This is a genomic window from Adhaeribacter swui, assembly GCF_014217805.1.
Lineage (GTDB): Bacteria > Bacteroidota > Bacteroidia > Cytophagales > Hymenobacteraceae > Adhaeribacter > Adhaeribacter swui.
Map to the genome: position 1 here is coordinate 2,972,837 of NZ_CP055156.1, position 16,196 is coordinate 2,989,032.

Sequence of the window (16,196 nt, forward strand, 5' to 3'; positions counted from 1 at the left end):
GGGTTAAATTTGGAGCAGATAGAGTAATGGAATTTTTAAGTTGATGGCTCTTAGGAAAACACCGGATAACGGTTACAATTAAATCAGATAATAAAGGCGAAACGGGTACAAAATTATAAAAAGCCAGCGCGCACTTTTGTGGTTTTTAAAAAATATGCTGTTCTGGTTTGGCGCCGGTAAGTTTATGGCTTTAAGGTAATTATTTTATGGTGCTTGCAACCAAACTCTGCAAAGGTGGGTCAGTTTAGTGTACCGATTCCGTTCTCTTAAAATGATAAAACCACGTGTAGCTTTATCCCAGGGTTTTTTAAGCTTGTTGTACATGCTTTTTTATTATTTCTGTTTTTTTAGTACGCTGGCTGCTATTGGCCAATTGTATTTACCGGCGGGTCGGCTCGCTTTTAACCGCTTATTACCGCTCATCAGTTAATAAGTTTTGCCCCAATCAGGAAATTACTAAACTAAATCACTATGCAAGAACAAGATACCCTGCGTTTGTTATGTAGCCGGCCGGCGGCATACCTGATTTTTTTAATTTTTTCCTGGTTAATAGCTGGTTGTACAGAACCTTGCGAAGGAACGTATACCTATACTGTATACGAACCAGTTTATCAAACGCGGGCCGAATTGGCTGCTGCTATACAATCAGAGCCGGCTAAAGCTTTGCGTAAAACCGGTAAAATTTATGCCGTAGACCAGTACATTTTAGTAAACGAACTTAACGAAGGCATACATGTAATTGATAACAGTAATCCCCGTAATCCGCAAAATATAGGCTTTATTGCCATTCCGGGTAATGTAGATATGGCCGTGCGCAGTAATGTATTATACGCCGATGCCGGTACCGACTTGCTGGTTCTGGATATAACTATTCCGAAAGCAATAAAAGTAATCAAGCACCTGGAAAATGTGTTTCAGCCTGCATCCTTAATGGCTGCTAATGGGGCATTTATAAACGCTGATCCTAGCAAAGGCATTGTAGTAGCTTACAAAGAGCGGCTAGTAACCGAGCAACGATCCTGCGACGAAATGATACCTAACCGTCGTCCGGTCGCTTGGTGGGAGTGGAACTCGGCAAATCCGAATAGTAATTTTGTAAGCAATGATGCGGGTAAAGCAAATAGTGGTGGCGCAACGGGTAAAGCAGGTTCCATGGCCCGGTTTACATTATACGGTAATTTCTTATACACCGTAGGTCCCAGCCAGATGCAGGTTTTTAATGTGGCAAATCCAACTAATCCGCAAAAAGGTGAACCGGTATATCTGGGCGGCGGCATCGAAACTATTTTTCCGTACCAAAATAAATTGTTTATAGGTTCTAATGCTGGTATGCTTATTTATAGTCTTGCCAATCCGGCTGCACCCACGCACATTGGTGGTTACTCGCACCTGCGGGCTTGCGACCCAGTGGTAGTAGAGGGAAATTACGCTTACGTTACTTTACGAACCAATCCCAATAGTTTTTGCGGCGGAAATGCCAACCAATTAGATGTAGTGGATATTAGCAATGCCGCTTTGCCCCAGGTACGTAAAACTTATCCGATGCAAAACCCGCATGGTTTAGGAATTGATAAAAGTACGTTGTTTATCTGCGAGGGAAATTACGGGTTAAAAGTTTTTAATGCTGCCAATCCCGATGCTATTGCTGATAATTTGCTGGCGCATAAAAAAGATTTGCATGCTTTTGATGTAATACCTTTGGGTAAAAACCTACTGGTAATTGGCGAAGATGGCTTTCGGCAGTACGATTATTCTAACCCCAAAAGTTTACAGTTCCTGAGTAAAATTCCGGTTTCGCCGAACTAAACTTGAAAGGAAAATTACTTATTATTAAAAAAACAGGATCGTAATTTTTTTAATAACAGAAACCCTATTTGAAGCCTGTAAAGGCATATTTTTTAAAATATATTTAATTGCAATATAGTTTTGTTGTAAAAAATTTACAAATCTTATTTTTTTATTGAAAAATAGAGATATATTTGTTCTGGGTAAATGAGGTAGGAATTTAAAATTAGAAGATAAAATTTACCAGATAATTTCTTAATTAATTCTTCTGAAGAAGATTTTTATACCGACTTTGCTTTACTTGTTCACTGTTCAATGAAAACGCCTGGTACGTATACCAGGCGTTTCTTTTTTTAAGCTATTTTTAAAAAAATTAAGCTACTTGCTCTTCTTTGGTGGCTAACTGACCGCAGGCCGCATCAATATCTTTACCCCGGCTTCGGCGCACGTTTACTTGTACGCCCCGGTCAGCCAGATAATACACAAACTTAGATAAATGGTCGTCGTCGGTGTTTTTAAACAAGGCCGCTGCAATGGGGTTATATTCAATAATGTTTACTTTACACGGAATTACTTTGGTAAACCGGTATAGTTCTTCGGCATCCTGCAGGGTATCATTAAAATTTTCGAAAACAATGTATTCGTAGGTAACTTTGCGGCCAGTAACCTGGTGGTAATACTTTAGAGCGTCGGTTAATGCTTCTAACGAATTGGTTTCGTTAATGGGCATAATCTCGTTCCGTTTTTTATCGTTGGCGGCGTGCAGCGATAAAGCCAGGTTGGCTTTAATATTATCGTCGGCCATTTTCTTTATCATTTTGGCAATACCGGCGGTACTTACGGTAATGCGGCGGGCCGCCATATTTAAACCGTCGGCTGAAGAGGTAATCCGGTCAATGGCTTTCATTACGTTGGCGTAATTTAAAAGCGGTTCGCCCATACCCATAAAAACAATATTGGTTAACGGAATACCCGATGCTTCCAGGCTTTGCTGGTTTATAAGTACTACCTGGTCGTAAATTTCGGCGGCATCTAAGTTACGCTTCCGTTCCATGTAGCCGGTAGCACAAAATTTACAAGTTAAGGAACAACCTACCTGACTGGAAACACAAGCTGTTTTACGTTCTTCGTGCGGAATTAGCACACCTTCTACCAAATTGCCATCAAACAACTGAAAAGCCGATTTAATGGTGCCATCGGTACTATGTTGCTGCTTGGCCACCGAAACGGTATTTATGGTAAAGCTAGCGTTCAGTTTTTCGCGCAGGGGCAACGAAATATTATTCATTTGGTCGAACGAACGAGCCGCGTGTTTCCAAAGCCATTCGTATACCTGTTTGGCCCGGAAAGGTTTCTCGCCATTTTCGGTGAACCAAACTTTTAGTTCATCCAGCGTAAGTTTGCGAATATCAGTTTTCTTGCTCGTCGTTATCATAATGCAAAGTTATAAAATATATCAGGTAATGTTTGCTGGCAACCAAAAGTTGGTTGATAACCAAAAAGCTGAATTAAACACTAATTACCTGGTACAAGGGCAAAACAAAAGCAGACGGCCAATAGTTGCAGGGTAGTTTTTGTTTTTAGTTTTAATAAATTTTAAAAAATTACTTCGCAGAAATGCCTGCTTCCACTTTGGAGCGTATCTCAGCCGGCACCGACATTACTTTACGGCTATCATAACTAAAACAGAGCATGCCCGTTTTGGCGTGGGCGATCACTTTTTGGTTTTGGTTGGTAACCTGGTAAAGCAAATCAAACCCGTATTTGTTAAAGTCAGCGGGAGAAATTTGTATAGTCAGGATATCGCCTAAAAACCCTTCTCCTTTATATTCTATGGCTACATCGGCCATAATTAATGAACTGCCGCCTAATTGTAATTCGGTGTAGCCCAGGGATTGCAGATATTGTAAACGGGCATCGTGCAGAATGCTTAATAAGGCGTCGTTGCTTAAATGGCCGCCGTAGTTTATGTCGGAAACGCGTACTTTTATTTCCGTAGAAAAAGCAAAATGTAAGGGTAAGTCTATTTTTATCCGGGCCATAGAGTTGCAGGTTAGAGGTTGCAAGTTACAGGTTTTAAACTGCAAGTTTTATATTCATAAATAAGCCTGGCTTGCGGCTTTTCTTTTTTCTAATACTATTCGGTTACAAGTAAGAAATCCCTTGATTGATAATCTTTTTCAACGTTTCATGTTAACCTGCAACCTGCAACCTGTAACTTGCAACCTCTAACCTAAATCGCATGAAAACGGAAATCCGGCAAACCAAAGATGGTTCGGCCACCTTATATGTACCCGAACTGAATGAGCATTACCACTCCGTAAACGGCGCTTTGCAAGAGTCGCTGCATGTTTTTATCCGGGCCGGATTAGAATTTGCCTGGCAAAACCAGCCCGAAATTAACATTCTGGAAGTGGGCTTTGGTACGGGCTTAAACGCTTTGCTTACTTTGCAACAAACCTTACTTTTAAAAAAAAATATATTTTACCATACCCTAGAAAAATATCCGCTAACGCTGGAGCTGATTAACCAGATGCATTTTGAGCAATTTATCTTAAACCCGGAACTGTTAGATTATTTGGGGCCGCTGCATCGTGCTCCCTGGAATGAAGCCGTAAACCTAACACCGGAGTTTACTTTGTTAAAATCGGAGGCAGATTTGCAGACCTACCTTTTTCCGATGGAGCATTACCATTTAATTTATTTTGATGCCTTTGCCCCCGAAAAGCAGCCGGAACTCTGGACCGATGCTATTTTTTTAAATTTATATAATGCGCTAAAAATAAACGGTTGCTTGGTGAGCTACTGCGCCAAAGGCAGCTTTAAACGCAGCTTAAAAGCGGCTGGCTTTACCGTAGAAGCATTGCCCGGGCCGCCCGGTAAACGCGAAATGACCCGCGCCCTAAAAAGATAACCCAACGTACATTTTTGGATGGATGATAACCTGAATTTTTGTTGTTCGTTTACTAACAGGTAAAAACAAATTTAAAAAAAGTAGACTAAATCAAAGATAAACTTATGGCAAAGAAGAAAGGCAAAAAAGGTAAAAGCAAAAAGAATAAGAAAAAGAAAAACAAGCTTAATGTTGCGGATATGGTAGCGGATGTGGTGGCCAATTTAGCCCGCAAGAGTACGAAAAAGCTGCTAAAATCTTTTGGCAAAAAAGCGGGTAACCTGGTGCCCCAAGTTAACCCGGCTAATTTACTGGCCGCTGCTCTAGAAAATACCGGAAATAAAGAAATTAAAGACAACTCCAATAACAACGAAGTTAAACAAGGCATAGCCGCCCTGACCGATGCAGATGAAAAATAATCGTGCGGACAGGAGCTGAAAAAGTAAAAATTTAAAAAATAGTTATGCTGGAGGCGGATTCCGGTTGGTAATTTACAAAAAACGGGCTTTTAGTTCGGGAGTAGGTAGCATACAGCTTTCTTGCTTGCCGAACCAGCGGTACCGGTTTTGGGCAATACCTTTATAAATAAAATCGCGCAAAAATGTGGGTAATATGATAAAGCTGTACGCTAAAGGCCATAAACCATCTAACCGGGACAGTATTTTTAAAGCCGCCGCCGAGCGCACGTATACTTTTCCGTTTTCCACCAGAACTACCGTACTCAGCGAGAAATCAGAATAATGAACTTGTTGCAGAACTTCCTTACCAGCTTCGGATTGTAAGGCTGTAAATTTAAAATAACCCCGGCGATCATTCTTAATTACAAATTGAACAAAGCTGTTGCAAAGGTTGCAAACTCCATCGAACAGGATAATAGGCGGATTAAATACTTGCATTGTTTAAAAACATAAAACTTATTATAATTACAAATTTTGCTGCTATTTGGTTATTACTGAGTATAATATTACAGCTTAGATTAACCAAAATTATATTCTGCTCGTATCTTAGGTTCATTAGGGTTACCTTTTATAAATTAATAGTATTAAGAGTTGGATTACCTGTAAGTACAAATTTTTTTTGGGAATACTTAACCTTAAACAATCCCAAACGTATAGCAGGCAACTAATAATATTATATTAAATACTAAAAATTGTAACATTAGTTAAAGTAAAACTATGAAAAAGACCTATTTAAGCATCTTAGCAGCCGCATTTGTAGCAACAACCACGTTTACGTCATGCTCCAGCACGAATACCGACACTGGTACTTCAACCGGTACTTCTACCACTGACGATGCTACCGGCACTACTTCTGGTACCACCAGCGGCACCACCGATGGCACCACTTCCGGTACTACTACCTCTGGTACTACCGATGGTACTACCACCAGCGGCACTACTTCTGGCACTACTACCGGTACTACCGATGGCACTACTACCAGCGGTACCACTTCTGGTACAACCACTATGGGTACTACTGCTGGAACTACTAGCGGTACTACTAGCGGCACCACTTCTGGTACTACCAGTGGCACTACTGCCGGTACAACAACAGGTACTACCACTACTGGTACTACTGCAGGCACTACCAGTGGTTCAACAACCTCAGGTGGTACAACTGCTGGAGGTTCAACAACCGGCAACTAGTATTTAGATATATTCGCGAAAGCGTTAAAAGGCAATTACCATTTTGGTTTTTGCCTTTTTTTATTTCTCAGCTTCTGCTGGTACCAATATTATTCAGCACAGTGCTTCCATGGCGTACATTTTACTTTATTTTAAAAAAGTTTTTAGCGTAGACTATCGGGCATTGGCCCTCATGCGCATTGGCGTTGGGTTTGTATTATTAGTAGATCTGGCGATACGGGCTTCGGACTTGGAGGCTTTTTATTCCAACATGGGGGTTTTGCCGCTGCATGTACTTTTTAAGTATGTGTGGGACCCTTATTTAATTTCCATTCATACCTTAAGCGGCTTGTGGCAAATACAGGCTCTTCTTTTTTTAATAGCGGCTTTCTTTGCTTTTTGTCTTTTACTGGGGTATCGTACCCGGCTGGTTACTATTGTTTGCTGGTTTATGCTTTTATCGCTGCAAAACCGCAATACGTTAATCGGGCAGGGGGGCGACGATTTGCTCCGGATGCTTTTATTCTGGGCCATATTTTTGCCTTGGGGACGCCACTACAGCCTGGATGCTAAAAAAAGTACGGCATATCCAAAACCGGTTTCGCATTTTAGTGCCGCTTCGGCAGGTTTTGTTATCCAGATCATGCTGGTTTATATCTGTACAGCTTTACTTAAAGATTCGCCGGAGTGGCATACTACCGGTACTGCCTTGTATAATGCGCTGAGCCTCGATCAAGTTTTATTTCCCGGTGGTAAACTGATTTATCCGTACCCGGTTTTATTAAAATATTTAACCCTAGGTACATATTATACCGAGTTTTACCTGCCGTTTCTTTTATTAATACCCGTTTTTAACTCTTTTTTCCGGTTAGTAGTGGTGGGTGTATTAGCTGGTTTTCATTTAGGCATTAGTTTAACGCTTTTTGTAGGCTTATTTTATTTAATTAACTGGGTTTCTATTTTGGGTTTATTGCCCCCTGTAGCCATGGATTGGTTCGAGGCCAAGCTGTTGCCTTATTTTGAAAACCTGGGCTACCGGTTAAGGCGCTACACTGCCAACGTACCAAAGTTGTTTGAGCTACGCTTTACCTGGCATTTATCGCCGGCTCGCTGGGAAGCATTAAGTGCCATTAAAGAAGGATTTGTAATTGCCGTACTGGGTTATGTTATCTGGTGGAATTTATCAAATGTACCGCAAATTAATCACCCAATTCCGGTGGCTGCCCGTTGGCTGGGTATGTTATTGCGGGTAGACCAACACTGGGGCATGTTTGCGCCGCAAGTTTTTAAAGACGATGGGTGGTACATTCTGGAAGGTTTAACTACCAAAAACAAACGCATCGACCTGAACCGGCAAGGCCAACCCGTTACCGAGAAAAAACCGAAATCGGTGGTAGCTTTATTTAAAAACGACCGCTGGCGCAAATACAGCGAAAATTACTTGTTTGTAAATAACGCCTTTATGCGACCTTATTTTTGCAATTATCGTCTCCGGATATGGAACGAATCGCATGCGCCCGCGGATCAGATTAAAGAATTACAGGTAGTTTACATGCTGGAACGTACCTTGCCTAATTATCAACCCATAATACCCCAGCGGCAGGTACTTTGTGTTTGCGGTACCCCATAATTTTTTAAATTTTTCTGTTTTTAAGAGCAACCAATTAACCTGAGTTCGGGATAAGCTATTCTTCTCTATCCCAAAACGGCCTATAGGAAGGTAAGCTATTGGGTTTAGTGGTATTATTTGTGGTTTGTACAACTAAAAACTTACGTGCAATTCACGTTGTTTTAGCTATAAAATGGCGTTATACGTATATTCTGGGTGAAGGCAATTTTATTTTATAACCCTTAAAATTTAAAAATTATGCCCAGAGGAGACAAATCGGCGTACACCGATAAACAAAAGCGGCAAGCTGCGCACATAGAAGAAAGCTACGAAAAACAAGGCCTCAGCGAAGAAGAAGCAGAAAAGCGGGCTTGGCCACTGTAAACAAACAAGACCCCGGCGGTAAAAAAAGTGGCTCCGGCCGGAGCGCAGCCAAAACATAACCTTAGGCGGAGTATTAAAAATCTAAAAAATTAAAAAAGCGCTGGTAATTGTAAAATAAGTAAACTACCGGCGCTTTTTTTAGGTGCTTACATAGCCCAGTCTTCGGGTAGTTTTCTTTTTTTGTTTGTTTCCCGGAAACCTTGCGCTACTGCGGCTGTTACTAAACCCCCTAAAAAGTACCAGATTACCGTCATGGCTTTGGTTTGCAGCGTTCGTCCGCTGGGTTCTGTACCTAAGCCCATTGGGCCCGGCAATACTACACCACCTACGCCAGCCAGCGTACCCAATAACACTCCTTTCACCCACGGTTGCTGCCCATTGGCGCCAAAAGAATAATACAACGTGTTTGATACCAGATCGCCCACAATAGACCATTTAAACAATTCTTCGCTTTCGGGCGGTTGTTCATCCATTTTGTATAATCCTTTGGCAATAGCCCGCATACCCAAAACATCCATGCGCGGCGCATTGGGTATAAAACGACGGGCGGTTTCATGCACCAGGGTCACGGCAACCGCTCCTGCTAAGCCACTCGCCAACGCTTGCCAAATGCTGTTTTGCTGATTTCGGGTGTGTTTCTTTTTTTGTCTTTTCAGGTAATTTTTCATAGTTCTTTTTAATTTAAATAAGCAGCTTTTTACTTGCCAATAATTAAGTCAGGAAGCACTGATTTTAAAAAAAAAACATTTCCGCCGAACTTATTTGCAATATGCCTTACAACGAACAAAGGCAAATCACCACTAGTGGTTTTAAGTAATGCGTATATAATTAATACCAAGGTTATTATATTGTTACAGCTTGGTTGCACCAACAACTGGCATTGCCTAACTGGTTATTTTGTCTTTTAAAAAATTATAATTTAATCAGGATATTAACTTTAAGGCTTTTGGTTGCGGATAATAACACTTACGTTACCGCTGCGCTCCAGGTAAGCTTCCTGCACTTCTTCTATCTTGGTTGTTTTACCATTTAAGCGCAACATCTCGTGCAGGTCATGAATGGTAATTTTTTGTTTCCGCATGTTTTTTTCTTGTACCTGCCCATCTTTAACCAACAATATTTTTTGTCCTTTAATTAATATGCCAAACCGATGGTGTTTTTGCGCTACCAATGCCAATACCCAATGCAGCGCAACCAAGGCTACGCTGGTAATTATGGTTGGTACAAAAGGGGCGTTACCGGTTACAGCCCTACTAAGCACCGAGCCCAGAATAATACTCATTACAATATCAAAAGCTGCGTTTTTACTAAAAATGCGTCGGTCGCCGATGCGAATTAACACCAGCGCTAAAAAAAACACCAGACTTCCGCGAATGCACATTTGCCACCAGTTAATGGCATTGGAATCCGGCCCGATCAGATGACGGAATGTTTCCTCCATTAATCAACAATACGGTTTGCTGCCTTAATGAACGAAGCGGATTTTTTTAAGTTTTTTTAATTAAAACTACTCTGCTGAGCAGGCAACCCATTTTACGTAGAAGGTTATTTTTTAAAATATTACGAATAAAATGGGCAGCAGTAATTTGAGCATAACACCGCAGCTCTATCAGTTTAAAAAAAATGCCTGATGCAACGCACATCAGGCATTTTTTTAATTTTTACTAAATTTCGGTATTAATATTCCCGCGACATATGCGCTACATTCCGGAAACTCATCCGGGAACGTCTGGACAGATAACCGGCTCCTAACAATAATAAAGCTCCGCCAACTACTTTTTGAGTAGTGCTCAGGCCTTTTACTTTGTTGGCGGCCGTAGTGCCAAATTGTTTTAATTGATCGGGTACCTGATTTAAATTGATATTTTTGAAGTAAGAAGCAGCAGTACCTAAAATGTTATTTACGTTGTCTTGCGACTGATTCTGATTATTTGCATTATTTTCCATAGTTGTAGAATTTTAAAATTTTGCACTTTATTTATTCTGGTTAATGGCCTTAAAAAGATAAAACCGTATAATAACCAGATTTATATTATCGGAGAAACAACTAATTTGGTTACACGGTAAACTAATTTTATTTAAAAAAGCTCCTATAAAGAGGTAATTCTAAGTTATTAATTCTCCGGTCGGCGCCCGATTAATCTGGTTATAACTTAAGCTTAGCATTACAAAACAATTACTAAATTGCAGGCTAATTTGTAAGGACCTGCTCTCTATGACCTACACCGAATTTGTAAAAAATATTTCGTTCCGGTTCTTGAAACCCAGCACCAAACAACCCCTTGGCTTTGGTACTTTAAAACGCACTTTGCCTAAGCTGGGGCTTTCGTTGGATGTGCTAAATACAAAACTGCCGGAAAGACACGCGGAATTTAAAAATAAATTAAAAACGGTATGCAAAATTCCGCGGATGTCTACGTTTGCCGTTGGCGCCATGATTAACCGCGGCGTTTCGGAAATGAAGCCGGGCGAAGTTTTTGTAAATGTAGGTGTCTGGAATGGCTTTACTTTTTTATCGGGAGTAGCGCATAACCCTACCAAAACCTGCATTGGCGTCGATAATTTTTCGCAGTTTGGTGGCCCGCGCGAAGCTTTTTTAAAACGCTTTAACGCCCTGAAAAGTACTAATCACCATTTCTTTGATATGGATTATATCGAGTACTTTAACCGCCTGCATACCGCTAAAATCGGGTTTTACATTTACGACGGCGACCATAAATACGAAGACCAGATCAAAGGCCTGCAAATTGCCGAACCGCATTTTTCAGATAACTGCATTATTCTGGTAGACGATACCAACTGGCCAGATCCGCGCCAGGCTACTTACGATTTTATGCAGAATAGTGCTTACCAGTACGAAGTTTTGCTGGATGAAAAAACCTACCGCAACGGCCACATTACGTACCACAATGGCATTATCTTGTTCCGGCGGGTTGGTAAAAAATAAGGTTGTCTTATACCAATTCCATTTCCATTTCCATCTGAATATCGGCTCGTCTATACCCATTGGGAGCGCAGGGTACTTGTTTAAAGCCCATTTTCTGGTATACGTGCAAGGCTTGCTCCAGCGACCGGTGGCTAAGTAAAACTAACTTTTTAGCGCCGAGTTCCCGGGCTTTGCTAATGGCTGCCGTTACCAATTGCTGGCCTATTTTTAGGCCTTGCATTGCGGCGGTTACGGCCATTTTACCTAATTCAAATTCAGTTTCGTTTATTTTTAACAAGGCGCAAGTTCCTACGGTTTGGCCGTTGTAGCGGGCCATTAATATAGCGCCGCCTTTTGCCAAAATGTAACTTTCCGGATTATCCAGTATTTGGTTATCTACTTCTTCCAGTTCAAAATATTTGGTAATCCATTCGTGGTTTAAAGTCCGGAAGGCTTCCGCATCCGCCGGCGTATAGGCCTCTATTTGTAACATAAAAAAAGAAATTTTAAAAATTAATTATCAAGTTTATACTTCGAACAAATCGGCCATTACGGCATCGGTATCCAACTTGCGATCGTTGGTAGGGCTATCGAAAACAATAATGGCGTGGTTTTTATCAAATAAAGTCATGCCTTCGGCTTTGTCCTGGCCCGACGTTAGTCCGGAACCGTTCGGAACATCAAATAAACGAATTAAATCTTTGCGGTGGGTAATGGTTTGGCCGGTTTGCCGCAAAGCTTGTGGCCAGCGGTACAGTGCAATGGTACCGTCCAAGTCCATCGATGGGCCTGCTAAAATTAACAAATCATCACCGTCTAGATCCAACTCCCGGATACCCATGCCTTCCAGGTGTAAAAAATGTTTCAGGTAAAGTTCGCCTTTGGGCCCAATGGGCTTTAATTTAAAAAAGCCATCAGGGATATCTTGCACGGCTACTTCCAGTATAATGGCCCAGCCCCGTAATACCGGCCCACGCAAACCAATAAATATACGATCGCCGTGAACGGCTAAACCTTCAATATCAAAACCATTGTCTTTTCCCGGAATTTTTAAAAAATCCTGCACGTGGAGGTCGTTGCTTAAGGCTTCCAGCAACTGGTTGGTGCCAGCGTTATTGCCTGCTAACTGCGCCGCCGATAACATAAAGTTTGGCTCGTATGGATGCGTTACGTGTTTCACTAAACTTATTTCGCCGGTTTCTTTGTTGCGGCTTAACGGAATACGAGACAGTAAATAGCGGTTAGGATCGGTTTTTAGTTTGGCTAAGCGCTTAATCTGGTCTTCGGGTTCTTGGTTCTTTTTGGGTTTTCGGCGAGCCAAGCTGTGCGATCCTATCAGCCACAGGTAATGTTCTTCCAGGGCAATGCCTTCAATATCAATTTCACTATCAGAACCGGCGGGCAATTTTAAATATTGACTTAAGTCGAAGGAGTGGTGTTCGCCAAAAGTAAGTTCATCAATTCTTTTTAGCCGTTCCAGGGTGCATCGTTCGTCGCAACTTACCCATAAATAATCGCCGGTTCTTAAAATAGTAGATAATCCATCGCGCACATGTTTGCCATCGGCGTTAATGCTGAACTCTGGATTAAATTTTAACTTTATGGTACTTTTTCTCATAATTATAAGGCGTCGTGGGTTTATTAAGTGCCTGATGACAATAAGCGAATAATAGGAACGTAACCAGTGCTAAGCTATTTTGTTCCGCGTAGAATTAATACAGGTAAAAAGAAAAAATTTAAAAAATTAAGTAGGTGCTTACTTTTAAGAGGCTATTTGTTTGTGCAAAAGGAGGGGCTATAAACCAAAAAGCCTGTCCGGGAACAGGCTTTTTTATAATTTTTACCAAAAACAGAAGCAAAAGAATTTAGAGTAGTAATATCCAAGTACCGCGCTTCCCTGATCTGATAAGGAGCTGTATCCGGATGCCAAAAAACGGGAAACACGGCTTAGGATTCCTTTCTGCCTTCAAAGCTAGAACCTTCGGCATCCAGTGTAATGGCGTTTACTTTTTTGTTGGGGTCTCGTCTAAATTTTAAAATAGCCCGCCCGGCGGCATCAAAACTATCTGTTTCTTTTAGAGGCGTTAGTTCTGCTTCTTCCTCTCCGGTGTTGGCCATTAGTTTCCCATCTTTTACCGCAACAGTTAAATATTCAAAAGGCAGGCCTTCAAATTTGTACTTGCCAACGTATTGGTTAAGGTCCACGGGATCATCAACGGATATTATAATAGACGAAGGGGCTATACGCACCGCCGGAGCTGCCGCGTAAACAGCCGAAAACGAAACTAAAAATGCGGTACTTGCAAAAAGCTTTTTCATAAAACAGATAAATGCAGTTAGTTATTACTGATTTAGCTAATATAAAAAATAGAATTAGTAAATTGTTAAAATCAACTTTCTTTTTATGGATAAAATTGTAAATTTTAAAAATTTACTAAATCAAAAGTGCTAAAGTTGGTTTGCTATAGATTAAACCTGCTGGTACAATTTAACTGGTAAGAGTAGGCTTGTATTTTCTCTGAAGCATCTAAGCGATCACCATTAGTTCTGCTACTAGGTAAATAGACTTTCTGGAAATTAAAAAATTTAAAAAAACAGTTTATTCATTATCAAAGCACTTTACAACACAAGCAAGGTAAGGAAATAAGCAATACTTCATAGAAATTCGGCAGACTGTTACACCTTCTTATTAAGGGTTTTATTGAGCTTGTTAAATATTTATTCGCAAATATTGAATAACGTGCTTATTCCTGTTTATACTTAGTCCTATTATGAAAAAACTTTTTACCCTGCTAAGTTTCTGTATGGTAATAACCAGCATGAGCCAAGCTCAAACTACAATCGACAGTTTAAATGTTAAAAAACTAAACGAAGTTACTGTAACTGGTCGCAAATCTGATTTAGAGCGTTTGCCCAAATTAAAAGGCACATTTCTTTTTTCCGGTAAAAAAACGGAGGTTATTAATTTAGGGGGCTTAAACGCCAATATTACTGAAAAAACGCCCCGCCAATTATTTGCGAAAGTACCAGGCGTGTTTGTGTACGATATGGATGGCTCGGGTAATCAAATAAATATTTCCACGAGGGGTCTAGACCCGCACCGGGGTTGGGAATTTAATATTCGCCAAAACGGCATTATTACCAATTCTGATATGTATGGGTATCCGGCATCGCATTATAGTTTACCTATGGAAGCTGTGGAACGTATTGAATTGGTACGGGGTACCGGCGCTTTGCAATACGGCGCACAGTTTGGAGGCCTGCTGCACTACGTAACCAAACAGCCCGATTCTACTCGCGTGTTAGGCCTGGAGAGTGTAAATGCGGCGGGTTTGTTCGGTTTGCTGAGCACGTATAATGCCATCAGTGGTACTAAAGGTAAATTTAGTTATTATGCTTATTACAGTAAAAGGGTATCTAACGGCTACCGCGATAATAGCCGCACCGATTACGATGCCCAAGGATTTTTGCTTCGCTACCAGCCCGGTAAAGCTTTAAGCTTAACCGCTGAACTGGGCCGTTCTAATTATATTTATCAGATTCCGGGCCCGCTTACCGATAGCATGTTTCAGGCAAATCCGCGCCAATCTACCCGCAGCCGCAATTATTTTAACCCCGATATTTATGTGCCCTCTATTACCGTTGATTATACCTTATCCGAAAGAACAAAAATTAAATGGGTTACTTCGGCAGTATTGGGAACCCGTAACAGCGTGCAGTTTGATAAACCAGCCAACGTTGCCGATGTAATTGATCTGGCTACGCTGGCTTATGCGTCTCGGCAAGTAGATATCGACCATTTTAACAGCTATACCTCAGAGTTACGGGTGTCGCATAATTACCAGATCGGGTCTGTTTCTTCTACGCTGGTAAGCGGCTTCCAAATAATGCGCAACAATTTACACCGGCAACAATTAGGCAAAGGCACCACCGGCAGCGATTTTGATTTAACTTTAACGCAGCCCGAATGGGGTCGGGATATGCATTTTAAAACTCGGAATGTAGCATTTTTTGCCGAAAACCGATTTCAACTTAGCCCCGCATTTTCGCTTAGCCCAGGTATCCGGGTAGAGCGTGGTCAATCTGATTTAGGAGGAAAAATTACGTATTACCAAAACGAAGAATTGCCCACCGTAATCAAACACCATTTTCCGCTTCTGGGTATAAACGCCGATTACCAACTCGGAACCAGTCAAAACTTTTATGCGGGATTTTCGCAAGCTTACCGTCCGGTAATTTTCAAAGATATAATACCGGCTACTACCTACGAACGGATTGATAAAGACCTGGAAGATGCCAAGGGCTATAATGCCGAGATTGGTTTCCGGGGAGAAAAATCGGGTTTAAAATGGGATGTTAGCTGGTTCCAGTTACGGTACAATAATCGCTTAGGCAGTTTAAATGAAACGGATGAAGCCGGTAATTTTTACTTGTACCGCACTAATATCGGCAATTCTTTAACTAACGGGGCCGAGCTTTTTGTGGAATACACGCATCCTTTTTCTTCGTATAGCCAGCTAACCTTTTTCACTTCTACCGCCTACATGCATGCCCGTTACCTGGATGCGCAGGTGCGGCAAGGCAACGAAAATATTTCAGTCAGAAATAACCACGTAGAAAGTACACCGTCCTGGATTAGTCGTAATGGGGTAACTTATAACTTTAAGCTTTTTAGTATTTCCGGATTATACAGTTATACCGCCAAAAGCTACGCTGATGCGCTGAATACCCGTAAACCTTCGGCCAATGGAGCGGTTGGCTTAGTGCCAGCCTATGGTATTTTTGATTTAAATGCCTCGTACCGGGTTTCGCGACAAGTTAAATTAAGAGTAAATATTAATAACCTGCTCGATAAGCAATATTTTACAAAGCGCCCTACATTTTATCCTGGTCCGGGTATTTGGCCTTCGAATGGGCGTAGTGTTAATGCTTCTATTGCTATTTCTATCTAAAATATTCCGGCCAGTTAAAACA

Annotated in this window: 18 protein-coding genes; 9 read left to right on the forward strand and 9 right to left on the reverse strand. The window is 41.2% G+C overall.

Annotation, left to right across the window (positions count from 1 at the left end; translation table 11 throughout):
* The first annotated feature begins 271 nt into the window (after positions 1-271).
* Both HUW51_RS12695 and HUW51_RS12700 read left to right on the forward strand, forming a co-directional pair.
* Positions 272-430, forward strand: coding sequence for a hypothetical protein (locus HUW51_RS12695; RefSeq protein WP_185274388.1), 159 nt, complete (start codon positions 272-274; stop codon positions 428-430).
* 41 nt (positions 431-471) lie between these two features.
* Positions 472-1,806, forward strand: a complete 1,335-nt coding sequence (locus HUW51_RS12700) for an LVIVD repeat-containing protein (protein ID WP_228467028.1) — start codon at positions 472-474, stop codon at positions 1,804-1,806.
* A 352-nt stretch (positions 1,807-2,158) separates the two neighbouring features.
* Here HUW51_RS12700 and rlmN read toward each other — a convergent pair whose 3' ends face one another.
* Positions 2,159-3,220, reverse strand: coding sequence for a 23S rRNA (adenine(2503)-C(2))-methyltransferase RlmN (gene rlmN / locus HUW51_RS12705; RefSeq protein ID WP_185274389.1), 1,062 nt, complete (start codon positions 3,218-3,220; stop codon positions 2,159-2,161).
* A 169-nt stretch (positions 3,221-3,389) separates the two neighbouring features.
* Positions 3,390-3,827: an acyl-CoA thioesterase gene (locus HUW51_RS12710; protein ID WP_185274390.1), complete on the reverse strand. Its 438-nt coding sequence runs from the start codon at positions 3,825-3,827 to the stop codon at positions 3,390-3,392.
* 200 nt (positions 3,828-4,027) lie between these two features.
* Here HUW51_RS12710 and mnmD point away from each other — a divergent pair, with 200 nt between their 5' ends.
* Both mnmD and HUW51_RS12720 read left to right on the forward strand, forming a co-directional pair.
* A complete protein-coding gene (gene mnmD / locus HUW51_RS12715) occupies positions 4,028-4,699 on the forward strand; it encodes a tRNA (5-methylaminomethyl-2-thiouridine)(34)-methyltransferase MnmD (RefSeq protein WP_185274391.1) in 672 nt (223 codons plus the stop codon).
* Between the two features lie 104 nt (positions 4,700-4,803).
* The gene (locus HUW51_RS12720; protein WP_185274392.1) at positions 4,804-5,097 is read left to right on the forward strand and encodes a hypothetical protein; all 294 of its coding nucleotides are present in this window, start codon (positions 4,804-4,806) and stop codon (positions 5,095-5,097) included.
* 72 nt (positions 5,098-5,169) lie between these two features.
* On the opposite strand, the gene HUW51_RS12725 is transcribed toward HUW51_RS12720, so the two are convergent.
* Positions 5,170-5,574, reverse strand: coding sequence for a thiol-disulfide oxidoreductase DCC family protein (locus tag HUW51_RS12725; protein WP_185274393.1), 405 nt, complete (start codon positions 5,572-5,574; stop codon positions 5,170-5,172).
* Positions 5,575-5,853: 279 nt separating this feature from the next.
* On the opposite strand from HUW51_RS12725, the gene HUW51_RS12730 reads away from it, so the two are divergent.
* From HUW51_RS12730 to HUW51_RS24760, 3 genes are all read left to right on the forward strand, one after another.
* Positions 5,854-6,324, forward strand: coding sequence for a hypothetical protein (locus tag HUW51_RS12730; protein WP_185274394.1), 471 nt, complete (start codon positions 5,854-5,856; stop codon positions 6,322-6,324).
* 109 nt (positions 6,325-6,433) lie between these two features.
* Positions 6,434-7,933, forward strand: coding sequence for an HTTM domain-containing protein (locus HUW51_RS12735; RefSeq protein ID WP_228467029.1), 1,500 nt, complete (start codon positions 6,434-6,436; stop codon positions 7,931-7,933).
* A gap of 237 nt (positions 7,934-8,170) precedes the next feature.
* Entirely contained in the window at positions 8,171-8,296 is a 126-nt protein-coding gene (locus HUW51_RS24760; protein WP_262891331.1) for a hypothetical protein, read from the forward strand.
* A gap of 146 nt (positions 8,297-8,442) precedes the next feature.
* Here the strand turns inward: HUW51_RS24760 and HUW51_RS12745 are convergent, their stop codons facing one another.
* The 3 genes from HUW51_RS12745 to HUW51_RS12755 form a co-directional block, all read right to left on the reverse strand.
* Positions 8,443-8,964, reverse strand: a complete 522-nt coding sequence (locus tag HUW51_RS12745; RefSeq protein WP_185274395.1) for a hypothetical protein — start codon at positions 8,962-8,964, stop codon at positions 8,443-8,445.
* Between the two features lie 269 nt (positions 8,965-9,233).
* Entirely contained in the window at positions 9,234-9,737 is a 504-nt protein-coding gene (locus tag HUW51_RS12750; protein WP_185274396.1) for a DUF421 domain-containing protein, read from the reverse strand.
* 236 nt (positions 9,738-9,973) lie between these two features.
* Positions 9,974-10,243, reverse strand: coding sequence for a hypothetical protein (locus HUW51_RS12755; protein ID WP_185274397.1), 270 nt, complete (start codon positions 10,241-10,243; stop codon positions 9,974-9,976).
* Positions 10,244-10,511: 268 nt separating this feature from the next.
* On the opposite strand from HUW51_RS12755, the gene HUW51_RS12760 reads away from it, so the two are divergent.
* Positions 10,512-11,243, forward strand: coding sequence for a class I SAM-dependent methyltransferase (locus tag HUW51_RS12760; protein ID WP_185274398.1), 732 nt, complete (start codon positions 10,512-10,514; stop codon positions 11,241-11,243).
* Between the two features lie 7 nt (positions 11,244-11,250).
* On the opposite strand, the gene HUW51_RS12765 is transcribed toward HUW51_RS12760, so the two are convergent.
* From HUW51_RS12765 to HUW51_RS12775, 3 genes are all read right to left on the reverse strand, one after another.
* The gene (locus HUW51_RS12765) at positions 11,251-11,715 is read right to left on the reverse strand and encodes a GNAT family N-acetyltransferase (RefSeq protein ID WP_185270030.1); all 465 of its coding nucleotides are present in this window, start codon (positions 11,713-11,715) and stop codon (positions 11,251-11,253) included.
* Between the two features lie 33 nt (positions 11,716-11,748).
* A complete protein-coding gene (locus HUW51_RS12770; protein ID WP_185270031.1) occupies positions 11,749-12,840 on the reverse strand; it encodes a DUF3616 domain-containing protein in 1,092 nt (363 codons plus the stop codon).
* A gap of 329 nt (positions 12,841-13,169) precedes the next feature.
* Positions 13,170-13,541 (reverse strand): DUF3471 domain-containing protein, encoded by a 372-nt coding sequence (locus HUW51_RS12775; RefSeq protein ID WP_185270032.1) that lies wholly within the window; start codon positions 13,539-13,541, stop codon positions 13,170-13,172.
* A 452-nt stretch (positions 13,542-13,993) separates the two neighbouring features.
* Between HUW51_RS12775 and HUW51_RS12780 the strand changes: the two genes are divergently transcribed.
* Positions 13,994-16,174, forward strand: coding sequence for a TonB-dependent receptor family protein (locus HUW51_RS12780; RefSeq protein WP_228466595.1), 2,181 nt, complete (start codon positions 13,994-13,996; stop codon positions 16,172-16,174).
* Positions 16,175-16,196 lie beyond the last annotated feature (22 nt).